At 66.4% G+C, this 17,456-nt stretch carries 14 protein-coding genes; 8 read left to right on the top strand and 6 right to left on the bottom strand.

Annotation, left to right across the window (positions count from 1 at the left end; genetic code table 11):
• Nucleotides 1-31: 31 nt before the first annotated feature.
• The 5 genes from QF819_01250 to QF819_01230 all read left to right on the top strand — a co-directional run bounded on the left by QF819_01250 (nt 32) and on the right by QF819_01230 (nt 5,923).
• Entirely contained in the window at nt 32-472 is a 441-nt protein-coding gene (locus QF819_01250; GenBank protein MDP6801794.1) for a Rieske (2Fe-2S) protein, read from the top strand.
• Complete coding sequence (locus QF819_01245; protein ID MDP6801793.1) at nt 469-1,593, top strand: cytochrome bc complex cytochrome b subunit; 1,125 nt, start codon at nt 469-471, stop codon at nt 1,591-1,593. The genes QF819_01250 and QF819_01245 overlap by 4 nt, the downstream gene beginning before the upstream one ends.
• Complete coding sequence (locus QF819_01240) at nt 1,590-2,858, top strand: cytochrome c3 family protein (GenBank protein MDP6801792.1); 1,269 nt, start codon at nt 1,590-1,592, stop codon at nt 2,856-2,858. The genes QF819_01245 and QF819_01240 overlap by 4 nt, the downstream gene beginning before the upstream one ends.
• A gap of 262 nt (nt 2,859-3,120) precedes the next feature.
• On the top strand, nt 3,121-5,556 hold the full coding sequence (locus tag QF819_01235) for a proprotein convertase P-domain-containing protein (protein ID MDP6801791.1): 2,436 nt from the start codon (nt 3,121-3,123) through the stop codon (nt 5,554-5,556).
• Nucleotides 5,557-5,707: 151 nt separating this feature from the next.
• Nucleotides 5,708-5,923 (top strand): hypothetical protein, encoded by a 216-nt coding sequence (locus tag QF819_01230; protein ID MDP6801790.1) that lies wholly within the window; start codon nt 5,708-5,710, stop codon nt 5,921-5,923.
• Between the two features lie 123 nt (nt 5,924-6,046).
• On the opposite strand, the gene QF819_01225 is transcribed toward QF819_01230, so the two are convergent.
• The 6 genes from QF819_01225 to QF819_01200 all read right to left on the bottom strand — a co-directional run bounded on the left by QF819_01225 (nt 6,047) and on the right by QF819_01200 (nt 15,264).
• Nucleotides 6,047-7,402: a peptide-N-glycosidase F-related protein gene (locus tag QF819_01225; GenBank protein MDP6801789.1), complete on the bottom strand. Its 1,356-nt coding sequence runs from the start codon at nt 7,400-7,402 to the stop codon at nt 6,047-6,049.
• A gap of 93 nt (nt 7,403-7,495) precedes the next feature.
• On the bottom strand, nt 7,496-8,722 hold the full coding sequence (locus tag QF819_01220; GenBank protein MDP6801788.1) for a sulfatase-like hydrolase/transferase: 1,227 nt from the start codon (nt 8,720-8,722) through the stop codon (nt 7,496-7,498).
• A 2-nt stretch (nt 8,723-8,724) separates the two neighbouring features.
• Nucleotides 8,725-10,074 carry a sulfatase-like hydrolase/transferase gene (locus QF819_01215; protein MDP6801787.1) on the bottom strand — a complete coding sequence of 450 codons (1,350 nt, stop codon included), beginning with the start codon at nt 10,072-10,074 and terminating at the stop codon, nt 8,725-8,727.
• On the bottom strand, nt 10,071-11,399 hold the full coding sequence (locus QF819_01210; protein ID MDP6801786.1) for an alkaline phosphatase family protein: 1,329 nt from the start codon (nt 11,397-11,399) through the stop codon (nt 10,071-10,073). Before QF819_01210 ends, QF819_01215 begins: the two co-directional genes overlap by 4 nt.
• Nucleotides 11,396-12,802 carry an alkaline phosphatase family protein gene (locus tag QF819_01205; GenBank protein ID MDP6801785.1) on the bottom strand — a complete coding sequence of 469 codons (1,407 nt, stop codon included), beginning with the start codon at nt 12,800-12,802 and terminating at the stop codon, nt 11,396-11,398. The genes QF819_01210 and QF819_01205 overlap by 4 nt, the downstream gene beginning before the upstream one ends.
• Nucleotides 12,745-15,264, bottom strand: a complete 2,520-nt coding sequence (locus QF819_01200) for a YfhO family protein (protein ID MDP6801784.1) — start codon at nt 15,262-15,264, stop codon at nt 12,745-12,747. Before QF819_01200 ends, QF819_01205 begins: the two co-directional genes overlap by 58 nt.
• Nucleotides 15,265-15,420: 156 nt before the next feature.
• On the opposite strand from QF819_01200, the gene QF819_01195 reads away from it, so the two are divergent.
• From QF819_01195 to QF819_01185, 3 genes are all read left to right on the top strand, one after another.
• Complete coding sequence (locus QF819_01195) at nt 15,421-16,431, top strand: polyprenyl synthetase family protein (GenBank protein MDP6801783.1); 1,011 nt, start codon at nt 15,421-15,423, stop codon at nt 16,429-16,431.
• A gap of 96 nt (nt 16,432-16,527) precedes the next feature.
• Complete coding sequence (locus QF819_01190; protein ID MDP6801782.1) at nt 16,528-16,932, top strand: NusG domain II-containing protein; 405 nt, start codon at nt 16,528-16,530, stop codon at nt 16,930-16,932.
• Nucleotides 16,929-17,438, top strand: a complete 510-nt coding sequence (locus QF819_01185; protein ID MDP6801781.1) for a Gx transporter family protein — start codon at nt 16,929-16,931, stop codon at nt 17,436-17,438. The genes QF819_01190 and QF819_01185 overlap by 4 nt, the downstream gene beginning before the upstream one ends.
• Nucleotides 17,439-17,456 lie beyond the last annotated feature (18 nt).

Raw genomic sequence — 17,456 nt, 5'->3', positions numbered from 1 at the left:
TCTCCTGAAGACACCGCACGAGAGGTGAAGCGTGGATCAGACGAAACACAGCCGCCGCAGGTTCCTGGACATTCTCCTGGGAACCGGCCTTCTGGGGTGGCTTGGCGCCATCCTGTATCCGGTCGCCCGGTATCTGGTGCCGCCCCCGCTGGCGGAGGAGGCCGTGGCTTCCGTCATCGTGGGGAAGGCGGCGGACTTCGCGCCGGATTCCGGCCGTATTTTCCGTTTTGGGCGCAAGCCCGGGCTTCTGGTTCGAACGCCGGACGGAGACTTCAAGGCGTACAAAGCCACCTGCACCCACCTGGATTGCACGGTGCAGTACAAGCAGGACCTGGGCGTGATCTGGTGCGCCTGCCACAACGGCAAGTACGACCTGGAAGGCAGGAACATCGCGGGTCCGCCGCCGCGGCCTCTGGATGCGCTTCGTGTGGATCTTCGCGATGGCGAGGTCCATGTATCGAGGCCGGCATGAGCGGCGGGGAGCCGTCGCGCGGGAACGGCAAGCCTTCCAGACTCTACGGCTGGATCGACGAGCGCTTTCAGATCGGGAAACTGGTGGAGTTCGCGGCCCACAAGACGGTGCCCGTCCATCATGAGTCGCTCTGGTACTACTTCGGCGGTGTCACGCTCTTCCTGTTCATGATCCAGGTCGCGACAGGCATCCTCCTGATGCTCTACTACAAGCCGGGCGCGGAGACCGCGTTTGAAAGCGTGCGGTTCATTCTCTCGGAAGTGGAGTTCGGGTGGCTCGTGCGGGCCATTCACTCCTGGTCCGCCAACCTCATGATTCTGGCCGCATTCATCCATATGTTCAGCGTGTTCTTCACCCGGGCGTATCAGAAACCGCGCGAGTTGACCTGGGTGACGGGGATGGTCCTGCTTCTGCTCGGCCTCGGGTTCGGGTTCAGCGGATACCTCCTCCCGTGGAATGAACTCGCGTTCTTCGCCACCAAAGTCGGCACGGACATCATGGGCGTGCTTCCCGTCGTGGGGACGGCCATGCTCTCGCTGCTTCGTGGCGGAGAAGATGTCACGGGCGCCACGCTCTTCCGCTTCTACGGAATTCATGTGGCGGTTCTTCCCGGGCTCATGGTCATGATGCTGTTCGTCCACCTGATGTGCGTTCAGCGACAGGGGATGAGCGCTCCGCAGTCATGGGAGTCGAAGCCTCCGCGGGAGCGGAAGTCCATCTCGTTCTTCCCCAGTTTCCTGCTGCGCGACGCACTGCTCTGGCTCATCGTTCTCAATGTGCTGGCCGTATTGGCGGTGGTTGCGCCGTTTGGGATCGGCCCCTTTGAGTGGCCGCTGGGGGAGAAGGCGGATCCATTCCTGCCCGCTCCGGAGGGCATCCGCCCGGAGTGGTACTTCATGTTCATGTTTCAGACGCTCAAGCTGCTTCCCGCGCATGTCGGTCCGATCGAAGGGGAGCTTCTCGGAGTGCTGGCCTTCGGTCTGGCCGGGCTTCTCTGGATACTCATTCCCTTCTTGGACCGGTCGAAGCCGGGTTCGGTGGGCGCGCGCGTCGTTCAGGGGATCGGATGGTGCGTGGTGATCTTCATCGTCGTCATGACCGTGTGGGGGTATCTCACATGAAAGCAGATTCCATGATGACCCGATTCGGCGCGGCGTTTCTCGTGGCGCTCTTCGCGCTGCTTCCGGCTGGTTGGGCTGCCGCGGAGATTCCCGCGGAAGACCGGTGCTCGGTGTGCCATGCGGAAGAAGAGGACGGCGAAGTGGATGTCGGCCAGTTCCATGCGGTGGATGTGCACGCGCGGGCCGGACTCTCGTGCGTGGACTGCCACGGTGGAGACTCCACCACGGACGACGAAGACGCCGCCATGGACGAAGACGCCGGGTTTGTCGGGGCGCCCGGAGCGCTGGATACGCCGGAGTTTTGCGGCAGGTGTCATGCGGACCCGGAGTACATGCGCACCTTCAATCCCGCGATTCCCGTGGACCAGCTTTCGCAGTACCTGTCGAGCGGCCACGGCTTGCGGAACCGGGAGGGGGATCCGCGTGTGGCGACCTGCGCGGACTGTCACGGCGTCCATGAGATGCGTGCGCCTTCGGAGCCCAAGTCGCGGGTGCATCCGCAGAGGATTGCGTCGACCTGTGGAGAGTGCCACTCGGACGCGAAGCTGATGGATCGCTACGCCCTGCCGGCGGATCAGGTGGAACTCTACGAAGGCAGCGTTCACGGGAGACTGGTCGTGGAGGGCAAGGATCTCTCTGCGCCGACCTGCAACGACTGCCACGGAGACCACGGAGCGTTGCCTCCGAATGTGGCCTCCATCCACGCGATCTGCGGCAACTGCCATGTCTTCAATCGGGATCTCTACGCCAGCAGCGTGAAGCGCTCCATCTTCGAGGACATCGAGGAGCACGGGTGCGTCACCTGCCACGGCAATCACGGAGTTCAGACGACCGGGGACTTCTGCATCGGGCTTGCCGAAGGCGCCTTCTGCGTGGAGTGCCATGAGGATGACGGTTCGGACGAGTCGGAGAAGATCCTCTCCATGCGCGCCCTTCTGGACACTCTGAATCACGCGGTGGAAGAAACGCACGGGCTGATCGAGGAGGCGGAACAGAAGGGAATGTATGTCACGGACCTGGAGTTCCTCTGGAACGATGTCCGGCAGAAGCAATTCCACGCGCGGACCGGGATCCACATGTTCGATCCGGATTCGCTGGGCGTGCTCGTCTCCGACGGCCTGGCGCTGGCCGACAGCGTTCGTGCCGGGGGTACGGAGTCGCTGGAGGAGTTCCGATTCCGTCGGAAGGGACTTCTGATCGCAACGCTTCTCATCACGGTGCTGGGAATCTCCCTCTCCTTCCGGATTCGCTCACTGGACGAATAGTTCTTTCCCCGGACGGAGACTGACCTCAGACGACTGCGCCCGTCTCTTCACATGGAGGGGCGGGCGTGTTTCATCCGGGCGGCCATCTGTGGTACCCTTGCGTACCCCCCCCACGGACCTGCCACCAAGGAGATACCGGATGCATCCGGGCAACACCCGTGCGACTGTGCGCCAGAGCGCTCCGCTCTCGCCTGCTTCCCTGACTTCGTGTTCTCTTGCCCTTCTGTTCCTGCTGGCATCGGTACTCCCCGCCTCGGCCGGAATGAGTTCTCCTCCCGCATCTCTTCTCGGGATGGGGGCCGCCCCCTCCGGCGTGGAGGTTCTTGAGCTTCCTCGGTTGGATGTGTCGGCGCTTCTCTCGGAAGACGAGGCCGCTTCGATGACTTCCCCGGGCCCGATCCGCTATGCGGAACCGATGGATGTCTTCGTGACGCCGTCGAGCCACGGCACCCGGGAGACGCTTCCCACCGGCGAGCGCCTCTGGCGGCTTGCCATCCGTGCGCCCGGCGCGACGGATCTGAATCTGGGCTTCGCATCCTGCAATCTCCCGTATGGCGCCACCATTCATGTGAGCAGCCGAGTGCGGGACTACTATCAGGGGCCGTATACGGCGGAAGATGTCACGGAAACCGGCGAACTCTGGTTGCCGGTCGTTCCCGGCGATGAGTGCGTGCTGGAAATGCTGGTGCCGGAGAAGGTCAAGGCCGAGCCGCGATTCGAACTGACTCATGTCGGGTACGGATACCGGGACCTCTTCCATCTTCAGGTGCCCGGCGGGCGGCAGGGCTGGTGCAACAACGATGTGATCTGCCCCGAGGGAGATCCCTGGCGCGATGAAATCCAGAGCGTGGCCGTGTACTCGACCGGCGGCAGCCTCATGTGTACCGGGTCCATGGTGAACAACACCAACGGGGACTTCCGGAACTACTTCCTGACCGCGAACCACTGCGGCGTGACTTCCGGGAACGCATCGAGTCTGGTGGTCTACTGGAACTACGAGTCCCCCAGTTGCGGGGCGCTTTCCGGGGGGTCTCTTTCACAGAACCAGTCGGGGGCCACTTTCCGTGCCCGGCGTTCGGATGTGGACTTCTGCCTTGTGGAGCTGAACTCCGATCCAAACCCGGCCTATCAGGTGTACTACGCCGGGTGGGACAACTCCGGGTCCACCCCGGGCGGGAGCGTCGGCATTCATCATCCGAACACGGACGAGAAAGCCATCAGCTTCAACACGAACTCTCTCTCCACGGGGAACAGCTGCATCGGGAGCGGGGGGTCGAACACTCACTGGTATGTCGATGACTGGGAAGACGGCACCACCGAGCCGGGGTCTTCCGGTTCCGGGCTGTGGGATTCCGGCACGCACTCTCTGGTCGGTTTCCTTTCGGGGGGTCTGGCGTCGTGCAGCAACATCAACTACGACTGCTACGGGAAGTTCTCCGTGGCGTGGAACGGGTCTTCGTCGTCGGCGCGTCTGAAGGACTGGCTGGATCCGGGCAACACCGGCGCATCGAGTGTTGCGGGATCGTATCCGTCCGGCATCGGCAGTCTGCAGTTCGTCGCCGAAGCATCCACCGACGCTTGCCCGTCCAGCGCAGCCAATGTGAACGGGATCTGGGAACCGGGCGAAACGATCACCGTGAGTGTGGACCTTCGCGCATCCGGCGGAGACCACACCGGCATTCAGGGAGTTCTGTCCTCTTCAACACCCGGGGTGAGCGTCACGGACGGAACGGCTTCCTGGTCGAACATGGCGAATGGCACGGTGGCCACCAGCCAATCGCCGCACTTCACGCTGGAGTTGGACCCGACCATCGCCTGCGGGACAACCATCGCGCTGGACCTTTCCGTCAGCAGCGCCGAGGGCGGCCCCTGGTCGCACTCCTTCAGCGGCACTGTGGGAGAGCAGCTCATGCCGTCCGGGCTTCCGGCGTCGATTCCGGACAACAGCTCCGCCGGTGTTTCCACAACGCTGGATGTGGGATCGAGCTTCACGCTGTCGGATGTGAATGTGAATGTCTCGATCAACCACAGCTATGTCGGCGACCTGAAGATCGTGTTGCAGAGCCCTTCCGGGACTTCCGTGACGCTGCTGGATCGCCCGGGACGAACCACTTCCGGATACGGATGCAGCGACAACGACATGGCCGTCACCTTTGACGACGCGTCCGGCGTGAATCTGGAGAGCCACTGCTCCGGTACGACGCCGTGGTACTCGGGGACGGGCGCACCCTTTGCGTCATTGAGTGCGTTCAACGGTCAGAATGTCTCCGGAACCTGGACGCTGACGGTGTCGGATCATGCGGGCAGCGATACCGGAAGCGTGACCAGCTGGTCGCTCGACACGACGCCGGTCCTTCAGGGGGCCTGCACCGTCTGCGAAGACACGCAGACCGGCGTGGGCGAAGTCTCCCAGGCGGCCTCCGGGGAGTTTCTCTCCGCGAACCGCCCGAACCCCTTTGACGGCGTGACGGAAATCTCTTTCCACCTGAGCGGCAGTTCCACGGCACGGCTGGATGTGTTTGATGTGTCCGGGCGCCTCGTGCGGACGCTTGTGGATGGAGTCCACAAGGCCGGGAGCCACACGGCTCGCTGGGACGGGCGGGACTCAGCCGGCCGTCTCGTGTCGGCGGGGGTGTATTTCTACCGGCTGGAAGCGGAGGGCCGGACGGAGATGCAGAGGATGAGCGTTCTTCGGTAAGCCGTGGCTACTTCCTCTTGACTTTGACGCGGCCTCCGGGGGGTTCCCCGGGGGCCGCGCTTGTTCCGGGGTTCTCAGCCGGGTATCGTCGCCCGGGGCGTAGCCGATGGCTTCGCATGGCGGGAGTTTCCGTGCACAGAGGAGGTTGCTCATGAAAGGCGAACCCACCGGTTGGGTTCAACGATGCGGGTCACTCCTGCTGCCGGTCATGCTGGTATGGCTGGCGGCCGGATCGGCGGTCGCTCCGGGATGGGAGCGGCTCCCGATTGACACACTGGATGAAGCCATGCCGAGTGGCGTCTACTTCGTCCGAATTCTCGTCGACGGCGAGATCTCCGGAGCGCAGAAGATGCTGATGTTGCGCTGAGAAGAGACCGGATGCGCCTGGCCGGCTTCGCGTCCGGCCGGGCGCGAAGCCGGCCCGCACAATGGGGCGCCTTGCATATTCTGGTGCGGCTCCGCGTCCTGCACGCAGAGTGCACCGCCGCCATTACCGAATCACGACCACCTTCGCCACCGACCCGGTGCCGTCGGCGATCATCCGCGCGAAGTAAGTCCCCGCGGCCACGGGTGTCCCCTCCGTGTCGCGGCCGTCCCATGGAACCGCCAGGGTGCCGGGTACGGCCTGGAAGCGGGACATCGCCCGGACGAGCCTTCCCGACGCGTCGTGGATGGTCACGCGGACGCGGCCCGGTCGGCTCACGGTACCGGTCAGCGTGGTGGAACCTGAGAAGGGGTTGGGAGATGCGTTCACATTCATGGAGCGTCCGGACGCCGTTTCGGCGTTCCCCTGCTCTCCCGCTCCGGTGACCGAGGTTCGGAGGTAATAGAGAATGGCCTGCGCGCGGATGGTGTAGTGCGGTTGCGTGTGCCCGGTGTAGTTGTAGTCGCAGTCGGCGCAGGTGGAACCGCTGACGCAATCCGGATTCGACGGTCTGCAGAAGTTCTCATACGGCTCGATGTCATAGTCCAGCGTGATCGGCTGGCCGGGGGTGAAGGAAGACGTGATGTCCACATTCCACGGCTTCACATCCGCTCCCGGGCACCATCCCGCGCGGGCGAAAGTCCAGGTGCCTCCCTGCGGGCTGCACGGATTCACCGAGCAGTCCGTACGCCAGAGGTTGTGCGAGTAGGTGTCGCCGCCCGCAATCAGAGAGTGCTCTTTCCGGCAGAACTCCGCGCAGTTGTCCGTGTTGCCCTGTCCGTGTCCGCTTGCGAGCACGCGCACCTTGATCTTCGCGGTGGCGGGATCGGTGGGGATGGTCATGGGCTGGAAGGCCGCATCCACGGGGTTGTCCGGGTCGCCGTAGGTGGCGTGCCCCGCCTGCCACAGGTTGGCCACACGGTAGGGTTCGTATTCGCGTTCCCCTTCAATGAACGCAAAGTCCAGCGTGGCAAGCCACCCGCGCGTTCCTCCGATCCAGCTTTCGATGTAGTTCCGGAGCGTGACTTCTCCCGTGAGAAGGGTCTTGTACGGCGAGACATTGATCTCCCAGGTGCATGTGCCCGGACCGCCGCCTCCGGTGATGTCATACGGTGTGACGATGCGGGCGATCTCCGTCATCTCGGTGTCTCCCACCACCTGCAGGTACCCGAGCCGGTCCCACGGGTCGCAGTCCCCCGGGGAGGTCGGGCAGCCGATCGTGTAGAAGAGCACCACTTGCGAATACGCGAAGGGATCGTCGGGGAAGGTGAACGAGCTGTCGTGGGGGGTGGCCCAGTTGATGAAGTCCTCCTGAAAAGTACGGACCCAGGTGGTGTCACCCGGTGCGGCCGCAGCAGGGACGGCCACCAGACAGACGAGAAGGGCCAACGCAAACCGGGATCGGGCGGGGCGGGGTTCCATCACGCTCTCCTGGATTCTGGAGGAGGCACGCCGAAGTGCCGACGACGACAACCCGATTGTATCGTGTTCCCCCCCCGGGAAACAAGAGGGCCGCTACGGGGAGCCGCCCAGATAACCCAGGCTTTTCAGGCGGTCGAGCTCTTCGCGGGAGAAGCGCCGCTCAAACGGGATGTCGGGCATGGGCGCGCGGTGGATCCATTCGTCGAGGAGAGCTCTGGCCCGCTCGGTCTCCGAAGGATTGGCAGCGGAAAGGTCGGCGGTCTCCATCGGGTCGGCGTCCAGATCGAAGAGGCGGACCGTGCCGCGCGTTTCGTTGAAGACCGACTTCCATCGGCCCGCGCGAACGGACCAGCGCGTGTCGCGATGTCGCGGGGGGTCATCCTCCACGACCGAGGCGAACGACACCCGGTCCGGCTCACGCGTGCCCGCGAGCAATGACTTTCCGAAGGAGCCGCCCGGCGGCGCGGTGCCGAACCAATCACAGATGGTCGGCGCAACATCCGCCAGCGAGACTCGATCCCGCCGAAGAGCCGCGGCCTCCCCGGGCAGGCGGAGGATCAGGGGAATGCGCAGGAGTTCTTCGTAGAGGAACCGTCCGTGGTCGTATCGGAATTCGCGTCGCTCCTCCAGCGACTCTCCGTGATCCGCGGTCACGAGCACCGCCGCTTCCGGGCCCGCCGCGCGCAGGAGTTCCTTCAGAAAGAGGTCGGCGGTTCGAATCTCGCCGTCGTAGAGGTCCGTCATGCCGTGGCCGCCGCGCGGAGGGACGGTCTGCGGGAGTGGATCATACGGGGCGTGCGGCGCAAGCAGATGCACCCACAGGAAGCGATCGCGGTCCCGGTTCTCTTGAAGCCAGCGCGCGGCGTCCCGGCAGGCGGTGAGGTCGTCGCCGTCGCGAGTCTCCCATCTTCCGAAGCCGCGCTGGAGCCCGCGGAGCCTCGGGATGGGATTGCCGAAGAAGGCCGTGGCGATGCCGGCATCTTCCAGAACCTCCGCCAGCGTCGCAGGGACATCGGCCAGCGGGAGGTGCCAGTACACCAGGCCGTGCTCGGCAGGGCGCAGTCCCGTCGCGATCGTGCCCATTGCGGGCATGGTCCACGAGGATACGGACGCGCACTCAGCGAAGACCACCGACCCGGCGGCCAGTCGATCGAGAACGGGCGTCGTGCCGCGCGGGTACCCCCACTCTCCCAGATGATCGGCGCGGAGCGTGTCCACAGTCACCAGAAGGAAGATGCGCCCGTCGTCCGCGCGACCGCCGCATCCGGACAGCGTCACCACCGCCGCCGCGGCAAGTGGCGCGAGGTGCGCCCGCCACACGGTCAATTCACGTACCCCAGGCTCCGGAGCGCGTCGCGCACATTCGCCTCCTCTTCGGCGGATTCCGCGCGGATCGGCCGGGCGCCCAGCGGTGGGCGGCTGGTGAGATCCCGTCGCAGGTCGGACTCCAGCATCTCCAGATACTGTGACCGCTCCTCGCTCAGGTCGGTCTGCTCCGCCGGGTCGGCGACGAGATCGTAGTAGCGCCACCGGCCCGCTCTCGGCTCCCAGACGACCTTGTGCTTCTCCGTGCGAAGCGCGTAGAGCGGCCTGCCCTTCTCCGGAAGAGGGTGCGTCTCCGCGAAGAGCGGCGGTGCGTCGCCCTCGCCGGGGGGGTCACGCAGGAGGTCCCGCCCGGTCATGCCGGAAGGGGCGTCCATCCCGAACATCGCCAGGATCGTCGGCGCGACATCGGTCGTGGCAACTCCCGTCTGCACAAGGCGCCCCGCATCGACTCCGGCTCCGGCCGCGAGAAGGGGCACGCGCAGGGAAGGTTCATAGAGGTGGATGTCGTGTCCGAAGTAGCGATCGTGATCGAAGAGCCCTTCGCCGTGGTCCGCGGTCAGAAGGATGGTGGCGCCGGGAGCGGCCCGCACCACCGTCCCGACGCAGGCATCGAGGAAGGTCACCTCCGCCGCATAGCGCGCGGTCATGGCTTGTACCTCTTCGCGCGCGGGTTCGGGGCCTTCCCGAAAGCGCGTCTGGGCTTCGTGAAGGTCCTCGCCCGATCCGTACGGCCCCGGCACGCCGTACAGGAGTCCCATCGGCGCGGGCGGTGTATAGGGCAGGTGGGCGTCGAAGTAGTGGACCCACAGGAAGTCCGGATTCCCGGACAGGAGTTCCAGCGCGGCGTTTGTGGTCCAGACGCCCTGCCCGGGGGCCAGGCGGTACTGCTCCGGGATGATCCGGTACTTCGCAAAGCCCCGGTCGAGGCCGAGTTCACGGCCCAGAACGATCGGGCTGGACACGACCGCGGCGGAGTTCAGGCCCCGCGCGCCGAGCACCGAAGGGATCGTCGCGACGGAGGGCCTGAGGCGCATCCGGTTGGCGACCAGTCCGTGGTCGCGCGGGTGGGCGCCGCTCAGGATCGACGCGTGCGAGGGCGTCGTCAGCGGGATGGGGGTGACGGCCCCGCTCCACTGCGTGCCGCGTCGCGCCAGTTGGTCCAGCCGGGGCGTGCGCACCGTGGGGCTCCCGGCGCATCCCATGTGGTCCGCACGGAATGTGTCGAGCGTGATCAGTATGACCTGTGGCGCGTCCGTCGCCACGGGTGGCTCTTTGCCGCCGGTGCATCCGGCCGCGAGGAGCGCAGCCGGGAGTGCGGCGAGAAGGACGGCACGCGCGCTTGTCATTCGATGTACCCCAGTGATCGGATTCGCTCTTCGAGATCACGCGTCGCGGGATCCTCCGGCAGTTCCGGACGCTTCCACGGTCCGGTCTCCCAGGTGGGGACGGACCGAACGGGGTGCGCGGCACGCCAGTCGTCGCGCAGAAGGCGTGCGGCCGGCACTCCGTCCATGTCCTCGCCCCAGGGAAGTCCGTGGTACACCAGAATCGTCGGAGTGATGTCGATGGCGTCCACGGAGTCCGCACGCACGCCCCGGCGCACGCCCGGCCCCGCAAACAGAAAGAACGACTGCCGCCGGTGCTCCCCGGAGATCCCCTTCTTCTCGTAGCGTTCCGTGGACGGCTGAAAGCCGTGGTCACTCACGATCATCACCGCCCGCTCGCTCCCTCCGGCCTCCACGAGTTCACCGATCATCCCGTCCGCGAAGGCGTAGTAGCGTTCGATCGTCTCTCCGAATATCTCGCGCTCCCGGACGGAAGGGGCCGTGCCCGCTCCTTCCGGATCCATGTCCTCCCAGAGGAAATGCTGAAGGACATCGACGCCTTCGTAGAAGACGCCGAACAGTTCGGGAGACTCCCGGCGAAGCAGATGCATGCCTGCCGCGTGATGCGTGCGGTCCACGGAGTGCGCGATGGAGAACTCGCTCACCTTGTCGAACTTCCGGAAGCGGTCGGGAAACCGGTAGCCATCGGGAAGATCGGCGAAGCGCGAGAGATCGTCGACCCCGATGGAGTCGCGCGGGACGCGAAGCGGAGCCAGTTCCGCCGCCAGTTCCTCGGGCCAGGTCTGTCGGGCCTGGAAGACCGGCTCTTCCACCTCTCGCTCGAAGTCCCGGCCCAGATCGAATCGGGACACGGAGAAGTGGTCGGACACCATGAATCCCCGGATTTCCTCCGCAGGCCAGGTTACCCACCAGCCCACGAAGCCCGCAGTCCTGCCGCTCTCCGAAAAGAGATTCCATAGGGCGCGGCAGGTTCGGGAGGTGGAAGGCGTCGGGATCTTGCGGTCCATTCCGGGGACGCTCGTCATGAACGCCGTGACGCCGTGGCGTTCGGGAAGGCGGCCCGTGGCGATGGTCGTCCAGAGAACCGGAGACCAGCTGTAATCGGGGTTGGAGAGCATGATGCCCGACGCACCCGCTCGCAGCAGTGCCGACAGCACCGGCAACTTGCCCTGCCGCACGAGAGGGAGCGCGAGCCGCCAGTCCGCTCCGTCCAGCGCGACGACGGTGGACCGGGGCGGGCGTTCCGCTTCCGGGGACGAGCAGGACGCCGCCGACACCACCACGACGGCGCACGCGGCGAAAGCAACGAACCCGGACCCTCTCACTGAATGTACCCCAGCGCCCGCAACCTGCGGAGGAGCTCCTCATCGGCGTCGGAGGGGATGGCCTCCTGTTCCTTCCACTCTTCCGTGTCGTGGGTCTCCACGGTGTCTCGCGGACGGTCCCGCTTCCACGCACTTGTGAACAGCTCCTCCAGCACGCGCCCGTCCATGTCCAGCCCGACGGGATACCCCAGAAGCGCCAGCACCGTGGGGGTGATGTCGGCGAGTTGCGTCTTCTTCTCCGGACTGGATCCCGGGCGAATGCGATCTCCCGCCGCGATCAGGATTCCATCCGGCCCGTCCTTGTGTCCGTGCGCATGGAAGCCATGGTCGGAGACGATGATGATCGTGTCCCCGGGCCGCCGGTAGCGCAGGACTTCGCCGAGGAGTCCGTCCGTGTATTCGTAGTAGCGCTCGATTACCTGCCCGTACCGCGGGATCTCCTCCGGCGGGAACGGCGGGTAGGCCGCCGGTTCGAAGTACTTCCAGTAACGATGCCCCACCACATCCACGCCGTTGAAGTAGACCGCCACGAGATCGAGATCCGGGTCGGTCTCCAGCAGATGCACGGCGGCGTTGCGGTAGGTCTCATCCGCGGCCCATGCCCACTGGAACCCTTTGACGAGATCCATCTCCATCTCGCCGGGAAGGACATCCATGAACGGCAGCATGTCTTCGCGGACGACATCCTCCGCGGAGACAATGCCGGGGCGAAGCTTGTCGAACAGGTCCGCCGGCCAGGTCTGGTTTCCGACATTCTCGTGAAGCGTGCCCTTGGTGGGCTTGTCGGGAGTGCCTGTCTGGGAAAGGGGGATATGGCTCGACACCATGTACCCCTCCACCTCTTCCGCGGGCCAGGTCACCCACCACCCGACGAAGGCGGAGCGGCCTCCCTGGTCGCCCACGATGTTCCACAACGCTTTCGTCTTCCGGAGGTTTGAGGTCATGTGCATGACGCGGGATGTCCTCGTGACCTTCTTCCCCTTGGTCTTACTCTTCTCCGACTTCTTCTTCCCGGTTCCGCGCATGGGGCGGTATTTCGTTTCGACGACCGTGAAGTCATTGATCCCGTGCTTCTCGAAGCTCTTCCCCGTGGCGACCGTCGTCCAGAGCGCCGGGCTCCGGCACGGCGTCAGCGAAGCGAGCGGCGCGCGCGTGCCCTCGTCGATGAGCGCGGCGAGGTTCGGGAGCCTGTCCTCCGCGAGAAGCGGGTCGATGCGATCCCAGGTGGCTCCGTCGATTCCGATGAGGAAGACGCGCCGTTTCCCGGCGGGGGGAGTGCCGCAGGAGAGAACTCCCGCAAGCAGGGCAAGCAGCGCAGCCGCTCCCGCGGCGCGTGCGAATCGTCTCAGGATGGTGCACTCCTTTCCGAAGGCGATGATGCCCGCCCCGTTCCCCGTCCCCACGCCAGAGTTCCCGCGATCAGCGCGAGCAGCGCACCCAGGCTCAGGATGGCCCCCTTGCGATACTCGGGGGGATCGTAGCGGAAGATCACTTCCCGGTCACCGGGGTCTACGCGAACTCCGCGAAAGAGATGGTCCACCCGGTGAATCGGCACGACCTTCCCGTCGATCGAGGCTTTCCACCCCGGATCGTGGCTGTCGGCGAGCACGAGAAGCGCCGGCCTGCGGGCGTTCACGCTCACCCGGACCGCCTCCGCGGCATAGGACTCCACGCGTGCGGCTCCCGCCTCGCCGCCCGGCGCGTCGGTGAGCCCGGGAATCGGGGATTCGGAAGCGGCGGAAGCGGAGGGATCGAATGACGGGTGCGACATGGCGCGGAGGACGGCGTCTTCGTTCGGGAACACGCGAACGCCGCCGACGAGTCGTACGCGCGGGACCGCCCCGGCATTCTCCAGGATGGCCATGTCCGTGTCGTGCACCGTGGCGAAGCCGGGGAGTCTTGTTCCCGGCGCGGCCAGCACGAACCGCACATTCATCGCGTCGAGCAGTGGGGAGGAGAGTGCGGCGGCGTTTCGGACACCCCGGAAGTTCCCGCGCTTGACGACCGTGGCGGGATCCAGCGCGTGCATGGCACTCCGGTACCGCCGGGTGTTGATGGAGTCGAACCCGAGCGCGTCCTCGATTCCATACGGGGCGCCGGTGGACGGCGGCAGGACTCCACGGAACTGTCCGCGTACCGTCTCGTACCGGATGACCCGGAACGGGCCTTCGGCTTCCCGCCGCTTCGCAAGAAACTCGAGACTCCCGCCGGGTGTGGCGTCCCGGAAGATGGCGGATTCGGGCTGCATCACATTCATCTTCCAGGCGACGCGCCCCAGGTCGGCGCCCGTGAGCAGGAGCGCAAGGATCAGAAACGCCCCGCCGCCGATCCGCGCGGAGGTGCGAAGCGTGACGAGGGCCAGAGCCGCCGCCGCCGCGCAGAGGCTCCAGACGCCTGCCCGCCCGATGGTGGCTTCCCCCGCGATCTCCAGGACACGCTGCGGGACCATCACTCCCGGAGATACGGTCACTGCCGCCGCGAAGAGCATACCGACCAGAGCGATCCCCGTGGCAAGCTGGTGGCTCAGGCGGGTCGTGCCGGTTCCTTCCGGACCGGCGAGTCGCTGCGCGCCCAACCCGGCGAGTACGGACACCCCGGCGCACCACAGGAACGCGGCCCGGTCGGGTCGCGAGAACCCCAGGCCCGGCAGATGCTTCCCGATGGCGAGAAGCGGCGTGTCGAAGCACCAGAGAAGCCCGCCCGCCGCGAGGAGTGCCCCGAAAAACGCCTCTCGGCGATGGTCACCCGGTGAGAGGAGGACCATGCACGCCAGAAGCAGCGGGAGAAGCCCCGCATACACCGCCGTGCTGCGTTCGGTCTGGTGGTAGTAGCCGTTCCGGACTGTCAGCGCGTGGGTGGCGTTGCTTCCCTCCACCGGGTTTCCGAGAAGGCCCGGCACGAGGAACTTCCCGGCGGCGACCGGATGGAGCGTCCCGGATGCGAGCATCTCCGTGTCCTGATTCGCGTCTTGAGCGCGCCCCATGAACTCTGCGGCGGGCAGCAGGTGGACCGAGACCAGCAGGAGCCCGACCGCCCCGGCGAGTGCCCAGCCGATCCAGGTTTTCGCGCGGGGATGCGGGCGCCGGAGGGCACCCTCCACGATTCCGTACGCGGCCCATGTGTAGGCGGTGAACACGAAGATCTGCGCGAAGCCCGCCAGCCCAGACATGCCGAGAGAAGCGGCCATCCCCGCCCAGGATGCGCCTCCCCGCCGGTCGAACCACCCGCGAGACGCGCGCAGTGCCCACGGCAGCCATGCGGCGCTGGCGACCATCGTAGGGACGCCGGTGCGCGCGGCCATGTATCCGCTCCAGCCGAAGACCACTGCGCCGACGGCGGCGGCCCCTGCCGACAACGCGAATCTGCGGAGCAGCGCGTACAGGCCGGTCACGGCGACGAGCAGATGGAACCACAGGTACCACGACATCTGGTCGGGCACCGACATCCCCGAGAGCGACAACACGACATTGGGCGGGTAGAAGACCCCGGGCTGGAAGTTCGCGAGGAATGGTGTCCCCGCGAAGATCCACGGGTTCCACAGCGGCGCTCGACCCTCGGAGAAGGCGTCTGTGGCAATGTGGCGCATCACGGCGAACTGCCGGGCGCAGTCGGCAAGGCGTGTGGGTCGCGCCAGATCCTCCGCATCCGCGGAAGCGGTCCATGGTGACCAGAGATCCATGTTCCAGGTGAAGACGGCCCGGTCGCCAAAGAGAGCAGGCGCGAAGAAGATCGTGACGGCGATCACCAGCCCGGCGAGCGCGACCAGATCCGCCCGCGTGGGGCGGGTGGCGCGAGGATTCGTGGGGAATCGCGGGATCTTGGGCCTCTCCGGTAGGGTGGGAACCGAGCGCCCGGACCGTATCACGCTCTCCCCGGGGCGGACAAGCCTGCCTGCCGGGTGGCGTTGACTGCCCCGGCGCGTCCTGATACCTTCGCCCGGTTCCGTTTCGTCATGTCCGCGATGCCGGGAGCCTGTCCTGTGGATTCCGGCCTGGAAGGTGGTCCCCGGTTGCCTGAGTCGATGGCCAGACGCGCGTCCGATCAGGAGGCCGTGATGACTCTTCCGCAGGTTGTGGAACTCGTGCGTCCGGACCTCGACGGGCTGGAATCGCGTCTGGGCTCCCTTGCGCGGCCGGATGTTCCCATGGTCCGTGAGATTCTGGACCATGTGCTCGCCCTTCGCGGGAAGAGGGTCCGTCCCATTCTGCTGTTCTTGACGGCGCGTCTGGGAGAGGTCCGCGACCGCGAGGCGCTCCTGTGGTCCGCGGCGGTCGTGGAACTCATTCACACGGCCACGCTGCTCCACGACGACTGCCTGGACGGCACGACGGTCCGGCGAGGACTTCCCACGGTGAACCACCGGTGGGATCAGCAGGCCGCCATCCTCATGGGCGATTACCTGTTCACGCGCTCCTACGAGATCCTCTGCGAATACCGCGCTTACTCGGCGATCGGCATCCTGAGCCACCATACCCACCGGATGAGCTGCGGGATGAACCGCGAATATGCCCAGCGCCGCAATGCGGACCTTTCGGCAGAGGACTATTTCCAGGTGATCGACGAGAAGACGGCGGCACTCTTTGCGGCGTCATGTGAAATCGGCGGAACGCTCGCGGACCTTCCGGAAGAGAGTATCGCGGAGTTTTCCCGGTTCGGCCGGGATCTGGGGTTCGCCTTCCAGATTATTGACGACATCTTCGACTTCACGGGCGATCCGCAGGAAATCGGGAAGCCGGTGGGCAGTGACTTCCGCCTCGGGTTTGCCACGCTTCCGCTCATTCACGCGCTGGAACAGGGGGCGGTGGATCGCGCCGCGCGCGTGCGCGAGTTCTTCCTCCGGGGGGATCCCTCCGATGGAGAGTGGGACGAAGTGTGCGCATTCGTGCTGGAGACCGGCGGCGTGGAGTTTGCGCGGCAGAAGGCGGTCGCCTGCGCGGAGTCCGCGCGGGATCGGCTTGCGGCGCTGGACCTCGGGGAAGTGGCGGCGCCGCTTCGCGCTACCGTGGAGTTCGTGATCGCCCGGGGGAGCTGACATGGCGCTCCGGCGGGCTCGTCCGTCGGTCCTCTTTCCGCGGACGGGCGCGCGGCCCCGGCCTTCCTTCGCCCCCCAAGTCATGCCGAGCGTTTCGTGACATCGTCGTGGTGGAGTCCGCGCGGGCTCTGGCGTGCCATGACCGGCGCGGACCGCGCGCTGGCGGCGGCGCTGGTGCTGGCGTCCTTCGCGCCGTGGTTTGCGGGGGGGCGGGCGGTTCCCTCGGAAGCGATTGTGGAGGTGGGGCGTACTCCTGTGGCGCGGATTCCGCTCGCGGAGGATGCGCGCATTCCCGTTGCGGGAGCGCTGGGGCCGGTGGAAGTGGAAGTGCGCCACGGCGCCGTGCGGGTCGTTCGGAGCGGATGCCCGGGGCAGGTGTGCGTCTCCATGGGCTGGAAGAGGCGTTCGGGCGATCTCATCGCGTGCGTGCCGAACGGGGTGATCGTGCGTCTCTCGGGCGGAACGCCGGACCCGGACGCTCCCGATGCGGTGACGGAGTGACGCCGCGCATCCCCGCGCGGACGGTGGCGCGGCTGGCGCTTCTCGTGGTGGCGGCCGCGACGCTTCAGATCGCCGAGAGCCTCTTCCCCCGGCCCGTTCCCTGGTTTCGTCTGGGGCTGGCGAACGCGGTGACGCTCCTGGCATTGTCACGGCTGGGCTTTGCAAGCGCGGCCGCAGTGGCGCTCGTCCGGACGACCCTCGCCGGGCTGCTTCTCGGGACGCTCGGCGGGCCGTCGTTCCTCCTGTCGCTGGCGGGGGCGCTGGCGGCGCTCGTCGTGATGGCCGCGTCGCTTCGCTTCGCCTCGCCGCCGCTCTCGCTTCTTGGCGTCAGTGCTGCCGGAGCCGCCGCCCACGGATGCGCCCAACTCGCCGTCCTCGTCCTGCTGCTCGATCCGGGCGCCGGCGCGCTCTTCCTTCTGCCGATGCTCGTGGGCCCCGCCGTCCCGCTGGGGCTCGTGACCGGCGGACTCGTCTCTTCGCTCCACCGGAGGCTCCCGGCGTGGTAGAGTGTTCGCCCTCGTCGG

The organism is Gemmatimonadota bacterium, assembly GCA_030747075.1.
Taxonomy (GTDB): domain Bacteria; phylum ARS69; class ARS69; order ARS69; family ARS69; genus ARS69.
This window is presented reverse-complemented; position numbering and strand designations above follow the sequence as displayed.